The sequence below is a fragment of the Pantoea trifolii genome, from assembly GCF_024506435.1.
GTDB classification, from domain to species: domain Bacteria; phylum Pseudomonadota; class Gammaproteobacteria; order Enterobacterales; family Enterobacteriaceae; genus Pantoea; species Pantoea trifolii.
In genome coordinates this window covers 286,162-308,817 of sequence record NZ_JANIET010000002.1, presented here as the reverse complement: position 1 = coordinate 308,817, position 22,656 = coordinate 286,162, and the positions used below count along the sequence as shown (strand labels likewise).

Below are 22,656 nucleotides of genomic sequence, written 5' to 3'. Positions count from 1 at the left end.
TGCTGCGTCACGGGCCGTCCTCGCGCCGCTAGCGCGGTGCCTTCGGCTTCCATGTCGTGCCAACGGACCGTTCGCGGATCGGCCGTCCTGGCCGACCCCGAACTGCCTCATGCATCCATGCATGAGGCTCCTGGCCCGACGTAAAGGCCTCAGCGCTGCGATTGGCCCTTTTGCCGCAGCAGACGCGCCAGCGCCTCTGGCAAATGTGCCCTTTTCAATAACGCGCACTGAAGCTTATGAGCAGGCCGGGGACACGTTTGGGCAGGCAATCCGCAGCGCTGAACGAAGCGAGGAAGCCAGGAGAGCCCGCAGGACGCGGGCGAAAGGCGGAGCCGGGACAAGGAAGTCCCGTCTCCGCCGGTCCGTCAGGCAGACGAGCGAAGTGAAGGGACCGCGTAAGCGGCGCGAGGACCGCCGGACCAAAAGTGCCCCCGGCCTGCGCACTCATGCCATGAATGGTGACCCTACTTAATGATCGGCCATGCTTGTTGCGGGAACAGATAGAGCCGAATACTGAACAGATGGAACAGCGGCGTCAGCACCTTTTCATCGTGTTTCGCCAGTTGTTCCAGCTTCAATAGCAGTAAATCCAGCTCCTCCTGCAAATCCGCATGCGGCGGCGTTTGCAGCGATTTCAGGCGGCGCTTAAGAAACAGCGCCAGCTCATGAAACATCTGTCCGCTATCCAGCTGATATTGCTGCAGCAACTCTTTGTGGCGCGCGTAATAGTCAAAGCTGTTGACGCCTAGCCACACTTCCTTGAGCAACATGCCAGCCGAACGCATATCGGGATGCGGATCGAGGCGTAAACGCGGCAGCACCACGTTCACTTTATCCAGCATCAGGCTGATAAAACGTTGACGTCCCAGCAGTGACGAACCATTGCGCTCGGTCTCTTTAATAAAGCGCAACAGCTCGCGCAGACCTTGTCGCACGGCGCGGCGCGCAGTCCATGAGGGACGTTTGTTGCGCATGATGGCGGTGATGATCACTGCAAACATTACGCCCGCCATAGTGGCAATCGCGTTGTTGATCAGCAGCACCAGATCGGGTTTTAAATGGTGGCCGAGGCCAATAAATCCCGGAATCTGAATCGCCACGCTCAGTCCAATCATGTTGGTGGTGGGACGCGCGATCATCAGTGCCAGCAGCAGCAGGCCGGGCGCGAGGCAAATCATCAGGGCTTCGAATGAGGTCGCTTGCGGGATCAAAAGCGCCACGTAAATCACGCTGATAATGATTGCCACGATCACGCCACGCACAAACAGCTTCATCGAGGTCAGCGGCGTATCCTGACTGGCGAGCAGTGAGCAGAGAATCGCTGCCATCACCGGTGCCGATGCGCCATCACGCCAGCCCGTTCCCATCCACAGTAAGCAGGAACCGAAGGTGGCACAAAAAGCGGTTAACGCTGACAGCCGGATTAACCCTTTATCGAAAAAGCGGTGCGTGCGTTTACCGCGCGCCAATGTGGTGTCGCCCGACAGATCGCTCACCAATCCGCCGACGCTTTGATAAGCACCCGCAATACGCACAAAATCCGCCAGACGTTCCATTAACCCGGTAAACAGCAGCCAGTTTTCGGTGGGTAATTCGCCGTTTTGCCAGGCGAGGTTGAGTTCAGCCTGACACGCGCTCAACGTCTGTTGAATGCCGCCGGTCTCCCCCACCGCTTCACCGTCGTTGAGCCACAGCAGAAACAGCTGAAAGGTCTGCGCCACGTTTTCCGGGAAGGCGACTTGCAGTGTTGAAAGCCGCTGCAGGCGCATCTCAATGGCCGTTAACGTCGGGATCAGATAGGAGAGATGTTGATACTGCACGCTTACCAGCCGAATCAGTCGCCGCGCGGCATCACCTTCATAGACGCAATGGGTGATCAGCACTTCCACCTGCTGCGGATGGGTCGCCATGCGAATCAGAATGTCGTCACGCTCGGGCGAGCTGTCGCTGGGAATACCCGAAAGCAAATCGCTGCACAGTTTACGCGCGTTGAGATACCAGTGGCTGACGCTCTGCTCCAGCAGGCTGCGCATTGATACCGGAAACAGCAGCGCATGCACCAGACTGCTACAGACGATGCCGAGTGTGATCTCTTCGATACGTGAAATCACCGTGCTGGTGATTGACAGCGGCGTGGTGACTTCCGGAAAACCCATGATCGCCGCGCTATAACCGGCCAGCATAAACACGTAACTTTTCGGCGTGCGGTCGTGCAGCGACAGATAAAGGCAAACGCTGACCCACAGCGAAATGCAGAAACAGAACAGCAGCGGATGCTGCACGGTTGGCGGAAAAATAAAGAAAACGAACACGCCACCTAATAAGGTGCCGAGCAGGCGGAACACCGATTTTGAAATGGTTGAGGCGGAATAGAGCTGCGACGCAAGCAAAACCGTGGTCACCGCCCAGGCCGGTTTATCCAGGTTCAATTCGAGTGCGAAATAGAGTGCCAGAAAGGCGGCCAGACAGGTTTTTACAGCAAAAAAAACGGCGTTTTTTGACAACCACTGCATGACACGGTGACCAGGATGTACTGAATGTTGCGTATCCTGCCAGAATGTGAAAAAGCCTCACCTCGATAAATATGTCGAATTGTTTCGCAATCGAAAATCATGTTCATGGCGCGATTTGCCTGCGATGGGAATGTGTAAGCTCTGCTAATGGAATCACAAGGGAAAGATGCGGTTTTGTCGCTAATTTACTCATCATCAGCGTTTTGAGCCGCTTTAACGCACATCAGTTATCAGGACAATAAATGTGTGTTGGATCACACTTTGGCCAAATACGCCCTTTTTGGCTTCTTATCCATAAAATAATTTCGCGCAGAGACAGGTACAAATATCGCGGGGATTTTCTCAGGGTGTGCATTTATGCATGCAAGGTCGCCATGAATGGCGACCCTACCGGGGAGATGTGTACTTTTTTAACCGCAGCGATGGTAATATTTGCGCGCTGAACAATGCGAAGAACTTTCGGGAACGCAGTATGTTACGTAAACATCACATTCTTCGGGAAGCCGACGTGCTGCTTTCCCTGCTCCACATCTGCAAAATCGTCATTACTGCCCTTTTTCTGCTGCTGTTTATTTCTCGCTCAGCTATTGCTGAAATAAAAGACGATAAAGCCAATCGCATTGTCAGCGGCATTATTAGTTTTACCCATTGGCCGGGATTAACCGGTGCGCCGCAGCTTTGCATATTTTCTTCTGCACAGCATCTTTCGCTGCCACAAAACAAAGTGCCTTCATCTGTACCGTTTAGCGTGGTTTATCTCTCCAGCGAGAGCGAACTGGCGACGCAGCATTGCGATGCGGTCTATTTTGGCGATCAGACTCCGCAACAACAGGTTGAACTGTTTGAACGTTTCAAGGGTAAAGCGGTATTGACCCTGGCTGAGAACAATGCGGAATGTACCATCGGCGCCGCCTTCTGCCTGATCTTTAAATCAGATCACACGCTGTTCTCAGTCAACCTTGATTCGCTTGCCAGGAGCGGCGTCAAGGTAAGTCCGGACGTGTTGTTGCTGTCCCGCAATGGAAGCAAATAAGATGAAATTAGAAAATTCAATTAATGATAAATCATCGATTCGCAACAAGTTGCGTAAGATCAGCACCATTAACTCGGCGGTAATTTTACTGCTGTGCTGGCTGTTGCTCTCCTCGACTTCCCTGCTGTTTATTAAAAGCTACGAGAAAAGAAACCTCGAATTAATTGCCGCCACGCTCAGCACCACGCTTACCGCCGCCACGGTTTTTGAAGACAGTTACGACGCGCATAATAAAATCGCGCGACTCGGCAATGAAGGCATGTTCGATTCGGCGAAATTAGTGACTGACGATCAAACCGTTTTAGTGGACTGGCATGATCAACAGGAACAAACCGGCTGGTATCCGCGTTTATTACGTGAGTGGATTTATCTCAAACCGTTTAGCGTCAATATTATCCACTCTGAAACCAATGTCGGTACGCTGACGTTGGAAGGTACGGTGACCGGCGCGGCGGATTTTATTCGTTATTCGCTGATGATTCTGACCAGCGGCATGCTGTGCGTATTAATCATCTCCTTCATGCTGAGTGAATTCCTCCATCGCGGCATTCTCGCCTCGTTGCGCAACATCACCAGCTCGATTCATTATGTCATCCATTCCGGTGATTTTTCCTTACGTATTCCAGAAAGTCCGACGCGCGAGTTTCAGCTGTTTTCGAATGACCTCAACTCGTTGCTGACAGAGATGCAGACGCTGCAGGCTTCTCTGATGCGCGATAACCGCACGCTGGCGGCTAAAGCGCTGGAAGATCCGTTGACCGGCCTCGCCAACCGCGCCGCCTTTGTGGCGCGCTTAACACAGTTGCTCGATCAGCAATTGGCGAAAGAGCGCTTCGTTTTGCTGTTTCTTGATGGCGATCGCTTTAAAAGCATCAACGATAATTGGGGCCATGCGGCCGGTGATGAGGTGCTGAAAGCCATTGGTTCACGCCTTTCAACATTGGCTTATAAGCAGGATTTGGTCGCCCGTCTAGGTGGCGATGAGTTTGCCATGTTGGTAAGCAGCCGCGCCAGCGACGCGCAACTGCAGTTGCTGATGCAGGATATTAGCGAGTCGATCAGCCAGAAAATCATTATTGCGGAAGGCACATCGATTTCTACCTCGGTGACCATTGGTTACGCCTGGTCGCAGCACGGTGATACCGTTGAGTCGATTCTGGAACGCGCAGATATGAACATGTACAAAAACAAGGGAATGAGTAAGGTGCGGATATGAAGATGAAAATTTTCCTGATGGTGTGTGTGTTAGCGCTGGTCGGTTGCCAGACAAAGGGACGTTTCAGTGACGAGCAGATTGCGGCGATGCGTAATGCCGGATTCAGCCAAAATAGCGAAGGCTGGGGATTAGGCTTGTCGGACAAAATCCTGTTTGGCGTCAATGAAGCGCAACTTACTCCCGCCAGTAAAGAGAATATTCAGTCGATGGCGAAAAATCTGGCGGCGACCGGTATTCACCATGTGCGTATCGACGGTCATACCGATAATTACGGCAAAGCGGATTACAACCAGCAGCTGTCATTGAAAAGAGCCAACGCCGTCGCAACACAATGGGCAACAGGCGCCGCGATTCCGCGCGAAAATATTATTACGCGCGGATTAGGCATGAGCGCACCGATTGCCAGCAACAACAATGCGCAGGACCGCGCGCAAAATCGCCGCGTGGCGATTGTAATTACGGCGCCGTAATTATCTGGCGCGCAATCGCATAATCATAAAGGCGGTCGCGCGCTAAATTCTTCATCTTTACTTCGCACATAATATCGAAGGCGTTAAACGACAGCGCCCAATCATTTAAGCTTTGATTGAAGTAATAATCGGCATGGGCGCGAAGTTTGCTTTTCGACACCGCCAAATCCTGCTGATCCGGGAAACCGTGATCGGGAATCAGACCTTCCTGCGCAATTGAATAGTGCAAAACGGGCCGCACACCACGCCACGACTCTTTAATCAGCGCGATGCGCGCATCGTCTGCCTGAATATAGTGGTTCTCTTTCACCCAATGATGGTGAATATCCAGCACTACCGGACACAACTCACGCGCCTGCAACACATCGTCCAGCGAACAGGATATTTCATCATTTTCCACCGTTAGCATATTGCGCGCTTCAGGACTCAGCCGCAGAAACGCGGCGCGAAATCCCTCATAGCCCTTTTTACCGTTCATATGGATGTTGATTTTGAAATCCTGAAACTGGCGGCCATAACCCATTAATACTGCGCAGGTGGTGTGATACTCCACGTCTTCAATTGCACGATCGACCACGCCATCGTTATCGGAAGCCAGCACCGTATATTGACCGGGATGGAACGAGAGCCGGATATTATTGGCACGCGCCAGCTCGCCGCAGCGGCGTAATAACGTTGTGAGATCGGGCAATAATTCGCCATATAACTGCGTGGCTTCCGGCACGGTATACAGCGGCAACAGATCGCTGCCGATGCGCATCATGCGCAGCGCATCCGGCTGAGTAGCAAGCTGTTCGAGCGTGAGAAGGAGATTGTGCAGATTGTTTTGCGCCAGCTGGTTCAGCAGCGTGATGCGTGAATCATCGTCAAGGCTGAGAAAACGCGTGCGCGTGGTGCTTTTGAAGGGATACGGCTGTTTAGCCTTTTGATCCAGATACTTACAAGCAAAGCCTAATTTCATTTCATCCCCCCGTTTAATCAGCCTGAAAGCTTAGCTGTTATTTGGGAATGTGCACGGTTGGTCGTCATAAAGGGCGATCAACCGTGCAGGGTTTTGAAGGGTCGCCATTTATGGCGACCGCAACAAATCACACGTCCGGGAACGTCATATTGCTGCCCGGCGCTTCACGATGCAGATGGATAAAGTTCAGGTGACGCTCGTACTGATCGAGAATATCGATAATCACCTGCTCTTTGTTGTAGTCCATCAAATCGTTGCCCTGGCTGCCTTCCAGCAGGAAGGTTTCCAGACGGTAATAGGTCGACTTACCGCTGCGTGCGCGATAGGTAAAGCCCGGAACCGAATACTGCTGCGGCCAGATTTGATAAACGAAATCCTGCTCATCACCCAGCAACACGCGCAGATCGAGGTGGCCCAGCGGCTGCCCCTCTTCTGGCTCGGCACGCTCCAGCGAGATACGTCCACCGCGCAGCTCCAGCTCTTTCGCCACATCCTGCATCGCCGGGAACAGCACCTCTTCCATCATCTTCTGCGTATAGCGCGTGCCCGGATAGTTCATCAGGCGCGACAGGCGTTTCTTCCAGCTCAGGCGATCGTTACTGGCCGGAATGTACGGCGCGGTGTCGCGGCTGGCGCTGGCGCGGCGATGATCCTCGACCTTCAGCGATTTATACAGCCCGGCCATCACAAAGAAGATCACAAAGCTAAACGGTAAGCCCATGATCACCGTGGCGTTCTGCAGGGCAGAAATCCCGTTGGTCATCAGCATACCCATCGTCAGCACACCAATCGCAATCGACCAGAAGATACGCAGCCAGTTCGGTGCATCGCTGTTGATGTCTTTCAGCTTCGAGGTGAAGTTACCCAACACCAGCGAACCGGAATCCGCCGACGTCACGTAGAACAGCATACCGGTGATGGTGGCCACCGAAGCACTGAACTTGAACGCCGGATACTGCGCCAGCAAGCTGTAGAAGCCGCGTTCAGCATGCGCCATCACTTCCTGGGCAAAGCCGGCGTCGCCATGAATAATTTCATACAGCGCCGCGTTACCAAACACCGACAACCACAGCAGCGTAAAGGTGAACGGGATAATCAGCGTACCCAGCACGAACTCACGAATAGTACGACCGCGCGAGATACGGGCAAGGAACAAGCCAACGAATGGCGACCAGGCAACCCACCACGCCCAGAAGAACAGCGTCCAGCTATTCATCCACTCGCGTGGCTGATCAAAGGCAAAGGTATTCAGCGTCATACCCATAAAGCGATTGACGTAGTCACCGACGTTCAACACCAGCGCGTTGAGCAGGAAATCGGTTTTGCCCATAAACAGCACGAACAGAATCAAGCCCAGCGCCAGCGCGACATTCAATTCAGAGAGAATACGGATGCCTTTATCTACGCCGGAGGTCACTGAGATGGTGGCGATGATCACCGACAGCACGATCAGCGCGGCCTGTGCCGTGAAACCTTCCGGCACATCAAACAGCACGTTGAGGCCGTAGTTCAGCTGCACCACCCCAATTCCCAGGGTAGTGGCGATACCAAAAATGGTGCCGATCACCGCAGCGATATCCACCGTGTGACCAATCGGGCCATTAATGCGTTTGCCAAAAATTGGATAAAGCGCTGAACGGATAGTGAGCGGCAGGTTGTAGCGATAGCTGAAATAGCCGAGCGCGATGCCCATCAAGGCGTACATCGACCAGCCGGTGACGCCATAGTGGAACAGCGTCCACACCATCGCCTGACGCGCGGCTTCCATGGTCTGCCCTGCACCTTCTGGCGGCTGCATATATTGCGTTACCGGTTCGGCAACCGAGAAGAACATCAGGTCAATACCGATACCGGCGGCAAACAGCATCGCCGACCAGCTCAGTAAACTGAACTCGGGTTTAGATTGCTCCGGCCCAAGCTTGATAGCGCCATAGCGCGAACACGCCATATAGATGACGAACACGATGTACAGCGTGGCAGCGAGCATGTAGTACCAGCCAAACGTGGACGTGACCCAATTGACGGCGGTCAGAAGCCAGCTGGCAGCGAGTTCGCTGTAAAAAATCGTGACAAGTGAAAATGTCAGAATCAGTCCGGCTGAGGTGTAAAACACCACAGGATTGATTCTGTCTTTTTCACTGGCAGGTGGATTAATCATCGATTACCTCTGGTTAATTTCCTGTAGTACGTGCCAATGAACCCTGATTCGGCCGCCATAAATGACGAGCCGACGAGGGAAGTGCGGTTTTCGTGGGGTGCGCGTGAGTACACACCTGATGAGATCCCTTCAACCCACCGCTTCGTTTTTGTAACAATCCAAGCACAGCATCCTAACAAATTTCTTTTTTATATTGAACGTGCAATCAAAAAAAGTTTTAATAGTGTTCTAAGATTGAAGTGGAGCTGGAGTGTTATGCCAAAGGTGGGAATGCAGCCGATACGTCGTCGGCAACTGATTGATGCGACCCTGAGCACCATTAACGAAGTCGGGATCAACGACGCCACCATTGCGCAGATTGCGCGACGTGCTGGCGTATCGACAGGCATCATCAGCCACTACTTCAAAGACAAGAACGGTCTACTGGAAGCCACGATGCGTGACGTAACCCGTCAACTGCGTGATGCGGTAGCTGCAAGGTTAAAACCGCTGGCCGGCGCCAGCACCGAAGCGCGCCTGCTGGCGATTGTGGAAGGCAACTTTGATGATTCGCAGGTGCACAGCGCCGCGATGAAAGCCTGGCTGGATTTCTGGGCCAGCAGCATGCATCAGCCACAGTTGGGGCGCTTAGAACGCGTAAGCAGCCGTCGTCTGTTTTCCACGCTGGCAGCCGAATTTCGTCGCGTTATTCCGCGCGAAAAGGCGCGCCTGGCGGCACATGGCCTTGCCTCGCTGATTGATGGCCTGTGGCTGCGCGCGGCGCTCAGTGGCAAACCGTTCGATTTGGCTATCGCCAGACAGCTCACCACCCAATTCATTCGTCAGCAATTGGCTGACCAGAATCACTGAGGAAGGAGAAATCATGTCCCGATTCACCGAGCAACACCTTTATATTGATGGCGCAGGGGTTCCCGCTGCGGCAGGCAACACATTCCAGACCATCAACCCGGCAAACGGCGAAGTGCTGGCCGACGTGCATGAAGCCGATCGCGCAGACGTTGATCGCGCCGTTGCCGCAGCGAAAAAAGGCCAGAAAGTTTGGGCGGCGATGACCGCCATGGAACGTTCGCGCATTCTGCGTCGTGCGGTCGATATCCTGCGTGAACGCAACGACGAGCTGGCCGCGCTGGAAACCCTCGATACCGGCAAACCGCTGAGCGAAACCCAATACGTGGATATTGTGACCGGTGCCGACGTGCTGGAGTACTACGCGGGCTTGATTCCTTCTCTGGAAGGCCAGCAAATCCCGCTGCGCGACACCTCTTTCGTGTATACCCGCCGCGAACCGCTGGGCGTGGTGGCCGGTATCGGCGCGTGGAACTATCCGATTCAGATCGCTTTGTGGAAATCCGCGCCTGCGCTGGCCGCCGGTAACGCGATGATCTTCAAACCGAGCGAAGTTACGCCGCTCACCGCGCTGAAGCTGGCAGAAATTTACACCGAAGCGGGCGTACCAAACGGCGTGTTCAACGTGTTGAACGGTCGCGGTGCGGTCACCGGCCAGCTGCTCACCGATCATCCGGGCATCGATAAAGTCTCCTTCACCGGCGGCGTCGCTAGCGGTAAGAAAGTGATGGCGAATGCGGCAGGCTCAACGCTGAAAGACGTCACCATGGAGTTGGGCGGTAAATCCCCGCTGATCATCTTCGATGACGCCGATCTCGACCTCGCCGCTGATATCGCCATGATGGCGAACTTCTACAGCTCGGGCCAGGTTTGCACCAACGGCACGCGCGTGTTTATCCCGGCTACGTTGCAAGCGGCGTTTGAAGCGAAAATCGCCGAGCGCGTGGCGCGCATCAAGGCGGGCGATCTTAACCATCCCGATACCAACTTCGGTCCGCTGGTGAGCTTCGCACATCGCGACAACGTGATGCGCTTTATCGAATCCGGTATCAGCGAAGGTGCGCGTCTGCTGTGCGGCGGTAAACGCCTGAGCGGCGCGGACTTCGATAACGGCGCGTGGGTTGAACCTACCGTGTTCACCGACTGCCGCGATGAGATGACCATTGTGCGCGAAGAGATCTTCGGGCCGGTAATGTCGATTCTGACCTACGAAAGCGAAGAAGAAGTGGTTCGCCGCGCCAACGCCACCGAATTTGGCCTAGCGGCGGGTGTGGTAACTCAGGATCTTAACCGCGCGCACCGCGTGATTCACCAGATTGAAGCGGGTATATGCTGGATCAATACCTGGGGCGAATCTGACGCCGCGATGCCTGTCGGCGGTTACAAGCATTCGGGTGTTGGCCGCGAAAATGGCTTGATGACGCTGCAAAACTACACGCAGGTGAAATCGGTGCAGCTCGAAATGACCCGTTTTCAGTCCGTATTTTAATTTTGGCTTTTAACCTGAGGAACGACTAATGGAATTTGATTACATCATTATCGGAGCCGGATCCGCAGGGAACGTTTTGGCAACAAGACTGACCGAAGATAGCAGCGTCAATGTGCTGCTTTTAGAAGCGGGCGGCCCAGATTACCGCTTCGACTTCCGCACGCAGATGCCTGCGGCGCTGGCTTTCCCGCTGCAGGGAAAACGCTACAACTGGGCGTACGAAACCGAACCTGAACCGTACATGAATAACCGCCGCATGGAGTGCGGACGCGGTAAAGGTTTGGGCGGATCGTCGCTGATCAACGGCATGTGCTACATCCGTGGTAACGCGATGGATCTCGATAACTGGGCCAATGAGCCAGGTCTGGAAAACTGGAGCTACCTGAACTGCCTGCCCTACTATCGCAAATCTGAAACGCGCGATATCGGTGCCAATGATTATCACGGCGGCGAAGGTCCGGTGAGTATCACCACCTGTAAACCAGGTAACAATCCGCTGTTCGCGGCAATGATTGAAGCCGGCGTGCAGGCGGGTTATCCGCGCACGGACGATCTGAACGGCTATCAGCAGGAAGGTTTTGGGCCAATGGATCGCTTTGTGACGCCGAAAGGTCGCCGCTCCAGCACCGCGCGCGGTTATCTCGATACCGCTAAGACGCGTCCGAACCTGAAAATCGTCACCCATGCGACCACTGACCGCATTCTGTTTGAAGGTAAACGCGCGGTTGGCGTGCAGTATCTGCTAGGCTCCAGCAATACCTCGCATCAGGCGCACGCGCGTCGTGAAGTATTGCTGTGCGCCGGTGCCATCGCCTCGCCGCAGATTCTGCAGCGTTCCGGTGTCGGTTCCGCTGAACTGCTGAAACAGTTTGATATCCCGCTGGTGCATGATTTGCCGGGCGTGGGCGAGAACTTGCAGGATCACCTCGAAATGTACCTGCAATATGAGTGCAAAGAGCCGGTATCACTCTATCCGGCACTGAAGTGGTGGAACCAGCCGAAAATCGGTGCGGAGTGGCTGTTTAACGGCACCGGCGTCGGCGCCAGCAACCACTTTGAAGGCGGCGGCTTTATTCGCAGCCGCGAAGAGTTCAGCTGGCCGAATATTCAGTATCACTTCCTGCCGGTAGCAATTAACTACAACGGCTCGAACGCAGTGGAAGCGCACGGTTTCCAGTGTCACGTTGGTTCGATGCGCTCACCGAGCCGCGGCCATGTGCGCCTGAAATCACGCGATCCACGCCGTCATCCGGCGATTCTGTTCAACTACATGTCACATGAACAGGATTGGCAGGAGTTCCGCGATGCGATTCGTATCACGCGCCAGATCATCAACCAGCCGGCGCTGGATAAATATCGCGGTAAAGAGATCAGCCCAGGCCTGGATTGCCAGACCGATGAGCAGCTGGATGAGTTTGTGCGTAATCATGGCGAAACGGCTTATCACCCGTGCGGCACCTGTAAAATGGGTACTGACGAGATGTCGGTCGTTGATGGCGAAGGCCGCGTGCATGGCGTCGAAGCGCTGCGCGTGGTGGATGCGTCAATCATGCCGTTAATCATCACCGGTAACCTGAATGCCACTACCATCATGATCGGCGAGAAAATCGCGGATAACATTCGTGGCCGCCAGCCGCTGCCGCGCAGCGAAGCGGATTACTTTGTTGCCGGTGATAAACCGGTGCGCGCTGAACCGATGCGTGGATGAGATTGATTTAAGGGCGACGTTAGTCGCCCTTTTCTTTTGTCGCAAATTCAAGCTGCAACTCGCGTCTTAATCATTGGACAAATTGAACACCGCACAATGGTTACATGTTACTATTAATAATCAATTAAAAGTATGTTGTAACTACAACCCTTAATTCTCGCCCCCGTCGCATTTGGTAATACAAAGCAACGCCCTCTTCATCTTCTCTGCTGATTTATCTGCTTCAATAAGCCTCTAATTTCATGAGGATTCGCCATGAACCGCCGCCACTTTTTATCGTATCTGACACTTTCCACGCTGGCCGTACGTAGCGGGCTAACCTTTGCTGCTTCAGCGAACGTAACAACCCAAGTTTTACCGCTGTGGCCTGATTTACCGCCGGGCGGCGGCGGTCCTGCTGGCGATTTGGTTATTTCAGCCAAAGGTGCGCAGCGTAATATCGTGCAGCCCACACTCACCGTATTAACGCCGCCCTCGCCCAACGGCCGCGCAGTATTGATCGCCGCAGGTGGCGGCTATACGCGCATTGAAATGGGCAAAGAAGCCTGGCCAGCCGCAGCCTGGTTGACGGCACGCGGATATACCGCTTATGTGCTGAGCTATCGTTTGCCGCATGAAGACTGGAACGATGGCGCGATGGTTTCACTGCAGGACGCACAACGCGCGCTGCGCCTGGTGCGGCAGCGTGAAAAGCATGTCAGCGTGCTGGGATTTTCCGCCGGTGGGCACCTGCTTGGAATGGCGGTCACGCGCGCGGATTTCCGCTCGTATAGGGCCACCGATGCACTGGATAACCTGCCCGCCACCGCCGATCGCGCCGCGCTGATCTATCCCATCATCACGCTGGAGCCGCCTTACACGCACACCTCAACCCACAAAATTCTGGTGGGCAAAAACGCGCCTGCCAGTGAAGACGCCGCATGGTCGGTGCAGGAGTTTGTTAATCCGCAATCGCCGCCTTTCTTTCTGGTGCAGGCGGAGGACGATCCGATTTCCGATCCAAATAACACGCTGATTATGGCTGACGCCTGCAAGCGCCAGCACGTGCCCGTGGAGATGCATCGCTACAGCAACGGCGGACATGGATTTGGTATGGGCAGGCCCGGCACGCCGACAATGGCGTGGCCTGAGCACTATCAAAGGTGGCTAGAGCGTTAACCGACTTCAGACATTTGTTTGCTAGCCAATCCCGCCAGCAAAGTCTGCGAACTGGCCACCGCACCAAAAATCCCGCCCTGCATATGGATCATGCTGAGCGCCGCTTCGTGGTGTTTCAGCTCGGTCGCCGCACAGCAATCAGATAAGACTAAACACTCGAAGCCGCGATCGTTGGCTTCGCGCAGCGTGGTATGCACGCAGACATCGGTGGTGATGCCGCTGATGATCACATTGCGAATGCCCCGGCTGCGCAGGATCAGTTCGAGATCGGTGGCATAAAACGAGCCTTTACCCGGTTTATCGATGATGACTTCACCCGGCAGCGGCGCCAGTTCCGGGATAATCTCCCAACCCGGTTCACCGCGCACCAGAATGCGCCCGCACGGACCGGGCGCGCCGATTTCTGCCTGCATGCGCTTCGAACGCCAGCGCTTGTTCGCAGGCAAATCACTTAAGTCGGGCCGATGCCCTTCGCGTGTATGGATGATCGGGAAGCCCAACTTGCGCATCGTTGCCAGCACCTGCTGCAGCGGCTTAATCGGCGCGCGCGTTAAAGCAATGTCGTAGCCCATGCTATCAACGTAACCGCCCTTGCCGCAGAAATCGGTTTGCATATCGATGACGATCAGCGCGGTATCCTGTTGGCTGCAGCGGCCGTCATACGGCCACGAGTAAGGGGTTGAATCAATGGCGTAATCAGGCATTTTTTTCCTCCATCACATTTACCGTACTTTCACGTTTCAGTTTCACAATCAGCGTGTAGCTAGCGGCGGCAGTGACCAGACCAATCACTGCTTCACCAAACTGTGGGAAAGCGATATGCGCAATCACCGCACACAAGCTGCCGATCGCCCAGGCGGCAAAGGCGCTGCCGCGCAGACGGCGCAATTTGCGCTGTTCGCTGATTTTGGCCATGAAGATCAAATCGACAATCATCACCGCGCCAAACGGCGGCACCACGATACCGAGCAAACTCAGCCATTCAAGGAAATAGGACCACACGCCAGCCAGCGCCAGCGCGCCGCCGATCACGCCGAGGATCACCGTCCATAAGCGCATTTTGCTGCTAAAAAGATGGCTAAAACCAACCGCGCCGTTATACAAGCAGTGCGTACACACTGAACCGAGGTTGATAAACACAAACAGGAAGGCAATCACCGAGAGCAGCATGCCGTGACCCATTAGCATTGGCAGGAAGTTGCCGCCGTTGCTCGCGGGATCGACTGCCGCGCCTACCGCCACAATCACCACGCCAAACAGATAAGAGATGACGTTCGCCACCGGGAACGCAGAGAACGCGGCAATCACCGCCGATTTACCGTCTTTTGACCAGCGGGTGAAATCTGCCGTCATGGTGCCGGAATCGGCAAAACCGGCCACCACCATGGTTACGGCGGTGCCCATGCTCATCGCGCCCACCGCGCTGCTGCTGCCGGTAAACTGCGTGATGGTGCTGAAATCATGATCCTTCCCAATCAGCCACAGCGCCACCAATCCCAACACCACGAACAGCGGTGCCGCGATCATGCCGAGCACTGACAAGGCGCGCACGCCGAGGAAGGTGATGGCGGTATACAGCACCATGGCAAACGCCGTCACCGCCAGCGCGTTCCAGCCAAAGGTCTGGTTGATCACCGTCCCGGTTAAGCCGGTCTGGAAGGCGTACCAGCCGATCACCACGATTGAGAGAAAGCCCGAAACAAAAATGTAGCCTTTGGTGCCGAAGGTGCGTTTCGCCTGCAGCGCAAAGTTCATGCCGGTGTTACCCGCGAACCAACTGAGCGCGCCAACATAGGCAAACAGCACCAGATTACCCAGCAGAATGGCAATCAGCGCCGGCCAGAAGCCAAGATGCCAGGTAATGATGCCGCCAAACAGCGCATTGGTGAGGATCATCGGGAAACCAAACCACACCGCCGACACCGAACCGGTCGAGTGGCGATGGCTGAGCGGAACCGGTTCGTGCTCGAACTCCTGCTCTAACGCCGGTGAATTTTTGTTAGTCATGGGCAACTCCGATTGAAACAGGTGTGATGTGATTCCAGGGTTGTATGCGCTCGAATGCGGCACTTGCCGCCAGCACCAGGCCATCGTCCAGATGACGACCCACGATTTGCATGCCAATCGGCAATCCGCTGGCGGTAAAGCCCGCGGGAACAGATGCCGCCGGTTGGCCGGTAAAATTGAACGGGAAGCAGAATGAGAGCCAGTGATCGCTACGCACCATGCGGCCATTGATAATCTCCGGTCCCTGCATGTTGAGCGGGAATGGCGGCACCGCCAGCGTCGGCGACAGCAGCAGATCGTAATGCTGCATAAAGCGCCACATCTGATTGCACAGCTTTTTACGCGTGGTGTTGGCGTCGGTAAAGGTTTCAGCCCGCCAGTCGTGTTGCAGCATGGCGCTGAGATGCGGTGACATACGTGAACCGAGTTCAGCTTGCATGTTACGCATGCCGGAAAGATCGCTCTCAAAGGCCACCAGCGCGGCAAAAGTGGCACCTTCATCGGCGATGCCGGGATCGACTTCATCCAATTCGGCGCCAAGTTCACGGGCAAAACGACGCGCAGCATGAGTGACAATGTCACGCACTTCAGGGTCGACGGCGATGTAGCCGAAATCCGCGCTGAAGGCGATGCGCATACCACCGAGTGGCTTATTCAGCGCGGCTAGCCAATCGACGTCATTGCAGGGAATCGAGTGGCGATCGCGCATATCGGGCCCCGCCATCACCGACATCATCAATGCGCTGTCGCGCACCGAACGCGTCATTGGGCCGATATGTTCCAGCGATTCCCAGCTGGAAACGCCGGGATACCGCTCGTCGCGACAACCCGGCCACAAAGGTACGCGCCCCATTGACGCTTTCAGGCCAAACACGCCGCAGTGCGCAGCAGGAATGCGCACCGAACCGCCGCCGTCGCTGCCTAAGGCAATCGGACACAGGCGCGCTGCCAGTGCCGCACCGGAACCGGCGCTGGATCCGCCCGGCGTTTTGCTGAGATCCCACGGATTGCGCGGTGATGGAAACAGCGGATTATGCCCGACACCGCTGTAACCAAATTCCGGCGCGGTGGTTTTCCCCAGCAGCACCGCATCAGCGGCCAGCAGGCGTTCAACGGTGATGTCATCCTCATCCGGAACGAAATCGGCGTAGGCATACGATCCCGAGGTGGTTTTCACGCCGGCGGTGCATATCAGGTCTTTCACCGCCAGCGGCACGCCCGCCAGCGCACCCAGCGATTCGCCGAGCGCGCGCTTTGCATCCACGGCAGCCGCCTGTTGCAGTGCCAACTGCGGTGTGGCGGTACAAAACGCCTGAATCTGCGGGTCACGCTGCTCCATACGATCGATTGCGGCTTGCGTCACTTCCTGCGCCGAGACGTCGCCGCTCCGGATTAACGCCGCCAGCGTGGTGGCATCCTCATCCAACAGTGCATCAAACATGCGAATACTCCCGATTTATGACTTATCGGGAACGTTGCAGTTTGCGTGCCAAAAAACACCAGAAATGAGGGTGCAGGCCGCCAGGCCAGATGGGATACGCTCTTGGATACAAGATCGAATACTTATGTTTCTTTACAATACAGATGTGGATACTAGAAGCACGAAAATGGCGCAGCCATGCGCCACGATGGAGAACGGCTTAATCAGCCGCAGGGATTAAATCCACCAGAACCTGTTCGAGCACCTCAACCACGCGTCTGACGCGCAGCGGGATGAAGCGCGCATCGGGAAACACCGCGTAGAGAAAACGGTCTGGCAGGCGATATTGCGGCAAGATGCGCACCAGCGATCCTGATTGCAACGCTTCGTGCACCAGCGGTAATTGCATGCCGCCGACGCCGATATTCGCCTGCAGCGCCTGCAATAACCCTTCGCTGCTGTTGGCACGAAACACGGTATTCACCGCCAGCGCCACGCTGTCCTGATGGGATATCAGGCGCAGCGGCGCCTCTTTATCGATGCCGCTGAAGCGGACATGCGGATGCTCCGCCAACTCTGCCAGCGTGGTGATCGGTGTTGCGCGTACCCGCTCAGGCGCAGCAAACAGCGGTGTTTCAATACGCGCCAGTAAGCGCGCCGGAAACATCTCAGGCGGCGTTTCACTCAGGCGCAACGCGATATCCACGCCTTCACTCACCAGTTCAGCCACACGATCGTCGAGCGCGATGGTCAGATGCAGTTCAGGGTTCGCGCGTTGCAGCGCCAGCAAATGCGGCAGAAACCGCTGGCCTAATCCGCTGGGTAACTGGATATGCACCCTACCTTGCAGCGCTTGCTGCGCCGGACGCAACTGGCTCTCTACTTCCTGCATCGCGGCAACCAGCGGCTGCATCTGCTGTAAATAACGCTCGCCCTGCTCGGTTAATTTCATGGCGCGCGTGGTGCGGTGCAGCAACACGATGCCGAGTTCCTCCTCCAGCGCGGCGATTTGCTGGCTCACGGCGGATTGTTTCATGCCGCACAGGCGTGCCGCCGCCGAAAAGGATCCGGCTTCCGCCACGCGCATGAAGGTGTTGATAGCATTGAGTTTGTTATTCATTTAATGATTTTTCTGATAAGTGACATCTGAATTATGGGATATCAGCAATAAAAATAATAGATAACACTACCGCTGTATTGTTCACAGGAGAATCATGATGTCGCAAACACATAACGTTGCATTGGTGGCAGGCGCAACTGGGATTGTGGGCAGTCAGCTGGTCACCGTACTGCGTCAGCAGGATTGGCAGGTGATCGGCCTGACGCGCCAGCCCGGAGCCTCAACGCACGATATCCCTTTCATCCATGTTGATCTGCTGGATGCGCAACAGAGCGCACAGGCACTGGCCCCGCTCAATCAGGTGACGCATATCTTCTACAGCGCGTGGCAGAATGCCGAAAGCTGGCGCGAGATGGTCGAGCCTAACGTGACGATGCTGCGCAATCTGGTGGTTAACATCGATAAGGTCGCGCCGCTGCGCAGCGTCAGTTTAATGCAGGGATACAAAGTGTATGGGGCACATTTGGGGCCTTTCAAAACGCCCGCGCGTGAGAGCGATGCTGGCGTGGCAGGAGCCGAATTCAATGCGGAACAGCTGCGCTGGCTCAGTGACTTTCAGCGCGGTAAAAGCTGGCACTGGCATGCCTTGCGTCCCGGCGTGGTCGGCAGCGCGCTGCCCGGCAATGCCATGAACCTGGCGCTGAGCATCGCGATCTATGCCTCGCTGTGTAAATCTCAGGGTTTGCCGCTGCGTTTTCCCGGCTCTTCACTCGCCTGGCACAGTATGGTCGATCACACCGATAGCGGATTGCTCGCGCAGGCCACGCTGTGGGCGGCCAATGCGCCTGGCGTCCACAATCAGGCATTCAACGTTAACAATGGCGACTTGTGGCGCTGGAGCGAACTGTGGCCGGCGATTGCCCGCTGGTTTGAACTGGAATGCGCGCCAGCGGTAAATCTGTCGTTTCATCAGCTTTTCCAGGATTACCGCGACCGATGGCAAAACATCGCTGAACAAAATCAGCTGATCGAGCCGGATATCTTGCAGCTGAATGATGGGCAATTTGCCGATTTTGTCTTTGGCTGGGATTACGACATGTTTGGAGACGGCAGCAAATTACGGCGCGCGGGTTTTAGCGGTTATCAGGCAACGGATGAGATGTTCTTTACGCTGTTTACGCAATTACGCGCAGCTCGGATTATCCCTTGACGCCAGCAGGGAAGCCTGCGCTTCCCTGTTGTTACTCGATTAATGCAGAATGGTTTTGGAGAAAAACTGAATCACCACAATGCCAAGACCGATTAACATCAGCCCGATAATCGCTGGCCAATCCAGCTTCTGGCCATAGAAGAAGTACGACATTACGGAGACAAGGAAGATGCCCATTCCGGCCCAGATAGAATAAGCGATGCCGACATTCATCTGCTTAACCACCTGCGAAAGGCCATAAAATGAGATTGCATAGCCCACCACCACCACGACGCTCGGAACCCACCGCGTAAATCCCTGCGAGGCTTTCATCATGGTTGTTGCAAGTGTTTCCGCCACGATTGAAATAGCGAGAATCAGGTAAACATTATTCATTTCAGCATCCTTTATCTGATGTTGGTGCCACATTAAACAATCATATCCCGTTCCACACAATCGCTATATACTCCGGTGCATATCGAATTCAGGAGCCTTTATGCCCATCTCATTTAAGCGGATTATTCTCGCGGGGTTTCTCACGTTTACCTCCCTGCACAGCTATGCCAGCCGCGTCGTCACCGATCAAATTGGCCGTCAGGTGGAGATTCCAGACAAGATTGATCGCGTTGTGGTGCTGCAGCATCAGACCCTGAACCTGCTGGTGCAGCTCAACGCCACCGATAAAATCGTCGGGATTTTGGCGAACTGGAAACAACAATTAGGTGAAGGTTATGCGCAATTGGTGCCAGAACTGACGCACAAAGCGATGCTCGGCGATTTGACGCATGTCGATTTGGAAAAGCTGGTGGCGCTGCATCCGCAGGTGGTGTTTGTCACCAACTATGCGCCGAAAGAGATGATCGACCAGATTTCTGCCTTAGGCATTCCGGTGCTGGCGATTTCACTGCGTCACGATGACGCCGGTCAGCAAGGCAAAATTAATCCCAGCATGCAGAATGAAGATCAGGCTTACGATCTCGGCATTAAGGAAGGCATCACGCTGATTGGCAATGTGGTTAACAAGCCAACACAGGCGCAGGAATTGATTGATGCCGCCTTTGCCGGACGCAAAATCGTCAGCGATCGTTTGAAGAATCTGCCAGAACAGCAACGCGTGCGCGCTTATATGGCGAATCCCGACCTCACCACTTACGGCTCTGGAAAGTACACCGGCTTGATGATGGCGCATGCGGGCGCATTCAATGTGGCGGCTGCGACGGTGCAAGGTTTCAAACAGGTCAGCATGGAACAGGTTGTGGCGTGGAATCCGCAGGTGATATTCGTGCAGGATCGCTATCCCAACGTGGTGCAGGCGATCCAGCAGGATGCGCGCTGGCAAACCATTGACGCGGTGAAAAATCATCGGGTGTGGCTGATGCCGGAATACGCCAAAGCCTGGGGCTATCCGATGCCAGAAGCGATTGGCCTCGGCGAACTGTGGATGGCGAAAAAGCTCTACCCGGAAAAATTCCGCGACATCGATATGCAACAACAAGCCGACCGCTGGTATCAGCGCTTCTACCGGACGCACTATCATGACCATGCTGAAGATTCTGGCCGCCGGTAGTTTACGCGCGGTGTGGCCGGATTTGGTGGCGGCATTTAGCGTGCTTTCCGGCCTCAAAGTCAACACCGATTTCGCTCCAGCGGGCCTGCTGCGCCAGCGCATTGAGGCCGGTGAACCGTGCGACTTGTTTGCTTCCGCCAATCGACAGCATCCTGAAGCGCTATTGCAGTCGGGACGCGCAGCAGAAGCAGGATTGTTTGCCGCTAATACGCTTTGCCTAACCATAAAGCGTGACATTGTCACGCAAGCGGATGATTGGCTATCGTTGCTGTGCCGGGATGATTTGCGCTTAGCGACCTCAACGCCGCGCAGGCTTTCGCGGCATTTCTCTCATCCGCTGCGGCGCAAAAGCTTCTGCAGCAGCACGGTTTTATGGCGTTTACGGATCGGTAGCCGAACGCTTATAACCAAGCTGCTGCTGTAGCCAACTCGCCGCTCTTTTATAGCGACTCAAGCGCTGTGCCGGTGCCAAAACCTGGCGCAACAGCAGGCAATAATCCATCACCAATCCCGGCGTCCAGGTCATGCCTTCGGCGCGGCTGCGCACCAGGCTCAACAGCCAGAAGTCAGGATTGAACAGCACCCATAGACCCTGTAAACCGCGCTCGCCAAGCAAACCTTCGGTGGCGACATCCAGCGCCTGAATCACGCTGGTGGAGCAGTTACGCGAGGTCAGATTATAGCGCGTGTCGCTGGCGTTGCTGAGCCAGAAATTTCGCAGCGCCTGCTGATTGTAGTGTGGCAACGTCAGGCGTTTGTCGGGCCGGCACCACGCCTTGATCTCTTTCTCCAGTGAAGGCAGGAAACACCCTTCCACATCAAACTCCTCTTTCGCCCGCAGCGTTTTCAGAAAGCCACGAAAATCGCGGGAAACGTCATCCGCAGGATAGAGGCTGATGTAAATCTCTTCGCCCATCTCCAGCGAGGTATGGCCGGTAGAGACTTCGCCGCGATGGTCAATCGCCGCCACCCAGCGATCAAACCATGGACGACGCCCCGCCACATCGCCGGAACCCACCGGCGTCCAGATGTAGACGTTAAGAGGCGTACTCGGCGCATGCTGCCCCATAGGTGGATGCACATAACCTAATCCGTGCGGCGCACGCAGACCGGCACGCGTAAACATTGGCAATGCAGTGACACTCGTGTTGACGGGCAAGGCGTGGATTTGTGCCGTCATCACCAGCAGATTGATGCCCCAACCCAACAGCAACAGCGCAAAACAGAGCGGCACAATCACATGCGGTGATAGCGGCCAGTGGGTGGCAATCAGCACGCTGAACACCAACTCGCTACAGCCGAGCGTTAACTTGCGCGTCCAGCGCCGACAGCGCATCAGACAACATGAGATGACGCGAAAACCGCCATCGAGTAAAAACACCGTAGCGAATGCCAGTGAAAGGCACACGCCGCTGTCGTGAGGAGCGAGAAACACCAGCGCGCCAAAGATCAGCAATACCGTCGATTTCATCAATGACGGCCAGGCGATACCGGCAGGTGCGTAAAACGCATTTAACGCTTCCGCTCCGCCCTCTAATGCCAAAAACATGCCTAAGAGCTGCAAGGGAAAGGAGACCGTTCCATGTTGCAGCAGATCCATCACGATCCCGGCACCGGCCCCCAGACAAATCACACCTAATGCGGCGAGATACGGCCAGCCGGATCTGAGTGCCGGCCCACCCATCAGCAGAAACAGTAATCGCAACAAATGAACACTCCAGCGCTTAACTCAAAGCTCAGTACGCTCTGTAGACGCGGGCAATCTGCAGGAGTTCGGCGATCGCCCTCTAATTCTGACTTCGTTTACTGATGGTTGTAACAATGAGGGCACTGTACGTGGCGAAGCTTAGAATTGGCTTAA

General features: G+C 55.2%; 18 protein-coding genes and 1 pseudogene. 10 read left to right on the top strand and 9 right to left on the bottom strand.

Annotated features, from left to right (window positions below; all coding sequences use genetic code 11):
• Positions 1-464: 464 nt before the first annotated feature.
• Positions 465-2,513 (bottom strand): FUSC family protein, encoded by a 2,049-nt coding sequence (locus NQH49_RS20810; protein WP_256698653.1) that lies wholly within the window; start codon positions 2,511-2,513, stop codon positions 465-467.
• 361 nt (positions 2,514-2,874) lie between these two features.
• On the opposite strand from NQH49_RS20810, the gene NQH49_RS20805 reads away from it, so the two are divergent.
• The 3 genes from NQH49_RS20805 to NQH49_RS20795 are packed head-to-tail and all read left to right on the top strand — an operon-like array spanning position 2,875 to position 5,232.
• Positions 2,875-3,546 (top strand): regulatory sequestration protein YfiR, encoded by a 672-nt coding sequence (locus tag NQH49_RS20805; protein ID WP_256698652.1) that lies wholly within the window; start codon positions 2,875-2,877, stop codon positions 3,544-3,546.
• Position 3,547: 1 nt separating this feature from the next.
• Positions 3,548-4,762 (top strand): diguanylate cyclase DgcN/YfiN, encoded by a 1,215-nt coding sequence (locus NQH49_RS20800; protein ID WP_256698651.1) that lies wholly within the window; start codon positions 3,548-3,550, stop codon positions 4,760-4,762.
• Positions 4,759-5,232, top strand: a complete 474-nt coding sequence (locus tag NQH49_RS20795) for an outer membrane lipoprotein YfiB (protein ID WP_256698650.1) — start codon at positions 4,759-4,761, stop codon at positions 5,230-5,232. Before NQH49_RS20800 ends, NQH49_RS20795 begins: the two co-directional genes overlap by 4 nt.
• Here the strand turns inward: NQH49_RS20795 and uvsE are convergent.
• Together uvsE and NQH49_RS20785 are read right to left on the bottom strand one after the other, a co-directional pair.
• Complete coding sequence (uvsE, locus tag NQH49_RS20790) at positions 5,219-6,193, bottom strand: UV DNA damage repair endonuclease UvsE (RefSeq protein ID WP_256698649.1); 975 nt, start codon at positions 6,191-6,193, stop codon at positions 5,219-5,221. The genes NQH49_RS20795 and uvsE overlap by 14 nt on opposite strands.
• Before the next feature lie 127 nt (positions 6,194-6,320).
• Complete coding sequence (locus NQH49_RS20785; RefSeq protein ID WP_256698648.1) at positions 6,321-8,351, bottom strand: choline transporter; 2,031 nt, start codon at positions 8,349-8,351, stop codon at positions 6,321-6,323.
• Positions 8,352-8,606: 255 nt separating this feature from the next.
• On the opposite strand from NQH49_RS20785, the gene betI reads away from it, so the two are divergent.
• The 4 genes from betI (at position 8,607) to NQH49_RS20765 (ending at position 13,552) form a co-directional block, all read left to right on the top strand.
• On the top strand, positions 8,607-9,200 hold the full coding sequence (betI, locus tag NQH49_RS20780; protein WP_256698647.1) for a transcriptional regulator BetI: 594 nt from the start codon (positions 8,607-8,609) through the stop codon (positions 9,198-9,200).
• Positions 9,201-9,213: 13 nt separating this feature from the next.
• Positions 9,214-10,686, top strand: a complete 1,473-nt coding sequence (gene betB, locus NQH49_RS20775) for a betaine-aldehyde dehydrogenase (RefSeq protein ID WP_256698646.1) — start codon at positions 9,214-9,216, stop codon at positions 10,684-10,686.
• 28 nt (positions 10,687-10,714) lie between these two features.
• Complete coding sequence (gene betA, locus NQH49_RS20770; RefSeq protein WP_256698645.1) at positions 10,715-12,394, top strand: choline dehydrogenase; 1,680 nt, start codon at positions 10,715-10,717, stop codon at positions 12,392-12,394.
• A 255-nt stretch (positions 12,395-12,649) separates the two neighbouring features.
• Positions 12,650-13,552: an alpha/beta hydrolase gene (locus NQH49_RS20765; RefSeq protein WP_256698644.1), complete on the top strand. Its 903-nt coding sequence runs from the start codon at positions 12,650-12,652 to the stop codon at positions 13,550-13,552.
• Here NQH49_RS20765 and biuH read toward each other — a convergent pair.
• The 4 genes from biuH to NQH49_RS20745 form a co-directional block, all read right to left on the bottom strand.
• Positions 13,549-14,256 carry a biuret amidohydrolase gene (biuH, locus tag NQH49_RS20760; protein ID WP_256698643.1) on the bottom strand — a complete coding sequence of 236 codons (708 nt, stop codon included), beginning with the start codon at positions 14,254-14,256 and terminating at the stop codon, positions 13,549-13,551. The two genes, NQH49_RS20765 and biuH, sit on opposite strands and share 4 nt — an antisense overlap.
• Entirely contained in the window at positions 14,249-15,559 is a 1,311-nt protein-coding gene (locus NQH49_RS20755) for a purine-cytosine permease family protein (protein WP_256698642.1), read from the bottom strand. The genes biuH and NQH49_RS20755 overlap by 8 nt, the downstream gene beginning before the upstream one ends.
• Entirely contained in the window at positions 15,552-17,000 is a 1,449-nt protein-coding gene (locus NQH49_RS20750) for an amidase (RefSeq protein ID WP_256698641.1), read from the bottom strand. Before NQH49_RS20750 ends, NQH49_RS20755 begins: the two co-directional genes overlap by 8 nt.
• Positions 17,001-17,199: 199 nt before the next feature.
• On the bottom strand, positions 17,200-18,099 hold the full coding sequence (locus NQH49_RS20745; protein ID WP_256698640.1) for a LysR family transcriptional regulator: 900 nt from the start codon (positions 18,097-18,099) through the stop codon (positions 17,200-17,202).
• A gap of 97 nt (positions 18,100-18,196) precedes the next feature.
• Here NQH49_RS20745 and NQH49_RS20740 point away from each other — a divergent pair, with 97 nt between their 5' ends.
• Positions 18,197-19,249, top strand: coding sequence for an SDR family oxidoreductase (locus NQH49_RS20740; RefSeq protein ID WP_256699131.1), 1,053 nt, complete (start codon positions 18,197-18,199; stop codon positions 19,247-19,249).
• A gap of 39 nt (positions 19,250-19,288) precedes the next feature.
• Here NQH49_RS20740 and NQH49_RS20735 read toward each other — a convergent pair whose 3' ends face one another.
• Positions 19,289-19,624: a DMT family transporter gene (locus NQH49_RS20735; RefSeq protein WP_256698639.1), complete on the bottom strand. Its 336-nt coding sequence runs from the start codon at positions 19,622-19,624 to the stop codon at positions 19,289-19,291.
• Between the two features lie 100 nt (positions 19,625-19,724).
• On the opposite strand from NQH49_RS20735, the gene NQH49_RS20730 reads away from it, so the two are divergent.
• Both NQH49_RS20730 and NQH49_RS20725 read left to right on the top strand, forming a co-directional pair.
• Positions 19,725-20,795 carry an ABC transporter substrate-binding protein gene (locus tag NQH49_RS20730; protein WP_293793634.1) on the top strand — a complete coding sequence of 357 codons (1,071 nt, stop codon included), beginning with the start codon at positions 19,725-19,727 and terminating at the stop codon, positions 20,793-20,795.
• Positions 20,764-21,102: pseudogene (locus NQH49_RS20725) on the top strand (substrate-binding domain-containing protein); the annotation flags it as partial. The gene NQH49_RS20730 and the pseudogene NQH49_RS20725, both read left to right, overlap by 32 nt.
• A 72-nt stretch (positions 21,103-21,174) precedes the next feature.
• Here NQH49_RS20725 and NQH49_RS20720 read toward each other — a convergent pair.
• Positions 21,175-22,500 (bottom strand): HdeD family acid-resistance protein, encoded by a 1,326-nt coding sequence (locus NQH49_RS20720; protein WP_256698638.1) that lies wholly within the window; start codon positions 22,498-22,500, stop codon positions 21,175-21,177.
• Positions 22,501-22,656 lie beyond the last annotated feature (156 nt).

What these genes read in the sequence shown, in the direction of transcription:
- NQH49_RS20810 (WP_256698653.1), bottom strand. Translation starts at nt 2,513, where the DNA reads ATGCAGTGGTTGTCAAAAAACGCCGTTTTTTTTGCTGTAAAAACCTGT.
- NQH49_RS20805 (WP_256698652.1), top strand. Translation starts at nt 2,875, where the DNA reads ATGCAAGGTCGCCATGAATGGCGACCCTACCGGGGAGATGTGTACTTT.
- NQH49_RS20800 (WP_256698651.1), top strand. Translation starts at nt 3,548, where the DNA reads ATGAAATTAGAAAATTCAATTAATGATAAATCATCGATTCGCAACAAG.
- NQH49_RS20795 (WP_256698650.1), top strand. Translation starts at nt 4,759, where the DNA reads ATGAAGATGAAAATTTTCCTGATGGTGTGTGTGTTAGCGCTGGTCGGT.
- uvsE (WP_256698649.1), bottom strand. Translation starts at nt 6,193, where the DNA reads ATGAAATTAGGCTTTGCTTGTAAGTATCTGGATCAAAAGGCTAAACAG.
- NQH49_RS20785 (WP_256698648.1), bottom strand. Translation starts at nt 8,351, where the DNA reads ATGATTAATCCACCTGCCAGTGAAAAAGACAGAATCAATCCTGTGGTG.
- betI (WP_256698647.1), top strand. Translation starts at nt 8,607, where the DNA reads ATGCCAAAGGTGGGAATGCAGCCGATACGTCGTCGGCAACTGATTGAT.
- betB (WP_256698646.1), top strand. Translation starts at nt 9,214, where the DNA reads ATGTCCCGATTCACCGAGCAACACCTTTATATTGATGGCGCAGGGGTT.
- betA (WP_256698645.1), top strand. Translation starts at nt 10,715, where the DNA reads ATGGAATTTGATTACATCATTATCGGAGCCGGATCCGCAGGGAACGTT.
- NQH49_RS20765 (WP_256698644.1), top strand. Translation starts at nt 12,650, where the DNA reads ATGAACCGCCGCCACTTTTTATCGTATCTGACACTTTCCACGCTGGCC.
- biuH (WP_256698643.1), bottom strand. Translation starts at nt 14,256, where the DNA reads ATGCCTGATTACGCCATTGATTCAACCCCTTACTCGTGGCCGTATGAC.
- NQH49_RS20755 (WP_256698642.1), bottom strand. Translation starts at nt 15,559, where the DNA reads ATGACTAACAAAAATTCACCGGCGTTAGAGCAGGAGTTCGAGCACGAA.
- NQH49_RS20750 (WP_256698641.1), bottom strand. Translation starts at nt 17,000, where the DNA reads ATGTTTGATGCACTGTTGGATGAGGATGCCACCACGCTGGCGGCGTTA.
- NQH49_RS20745 (WP_256698640.1), bottom strand. Translation starts at nt 18,099, where the DNA reads ATGAATAACAAACTCAATGCTATCAACACCTTCATGCGCGTGGCGGAA.
- NQH49_RS20740 (WP_256699131.1), top strand. Translation starts at nt 18,197, where the DNA reads ATGTCGCAAACACATAACGTTGCATTGGTGGCAGGCGCAACTGGGATT.
- NQH49_RS20735 (WP_256698639.1), bottom strand. Translation starts at nt 19,624, where the DNA reads ATGAATAATGTTTACCTGATTCTCGCTATTTCAATCGTGGCGGAAACA.
- NQH49_RS20730 (WP_293793634.1), top strand. Translation starts at nt 19,725, where the DNA reads ATGCCCATCTCATTTAAGCGGATTATTCTCGCGGGGTTTCTCACGTTT.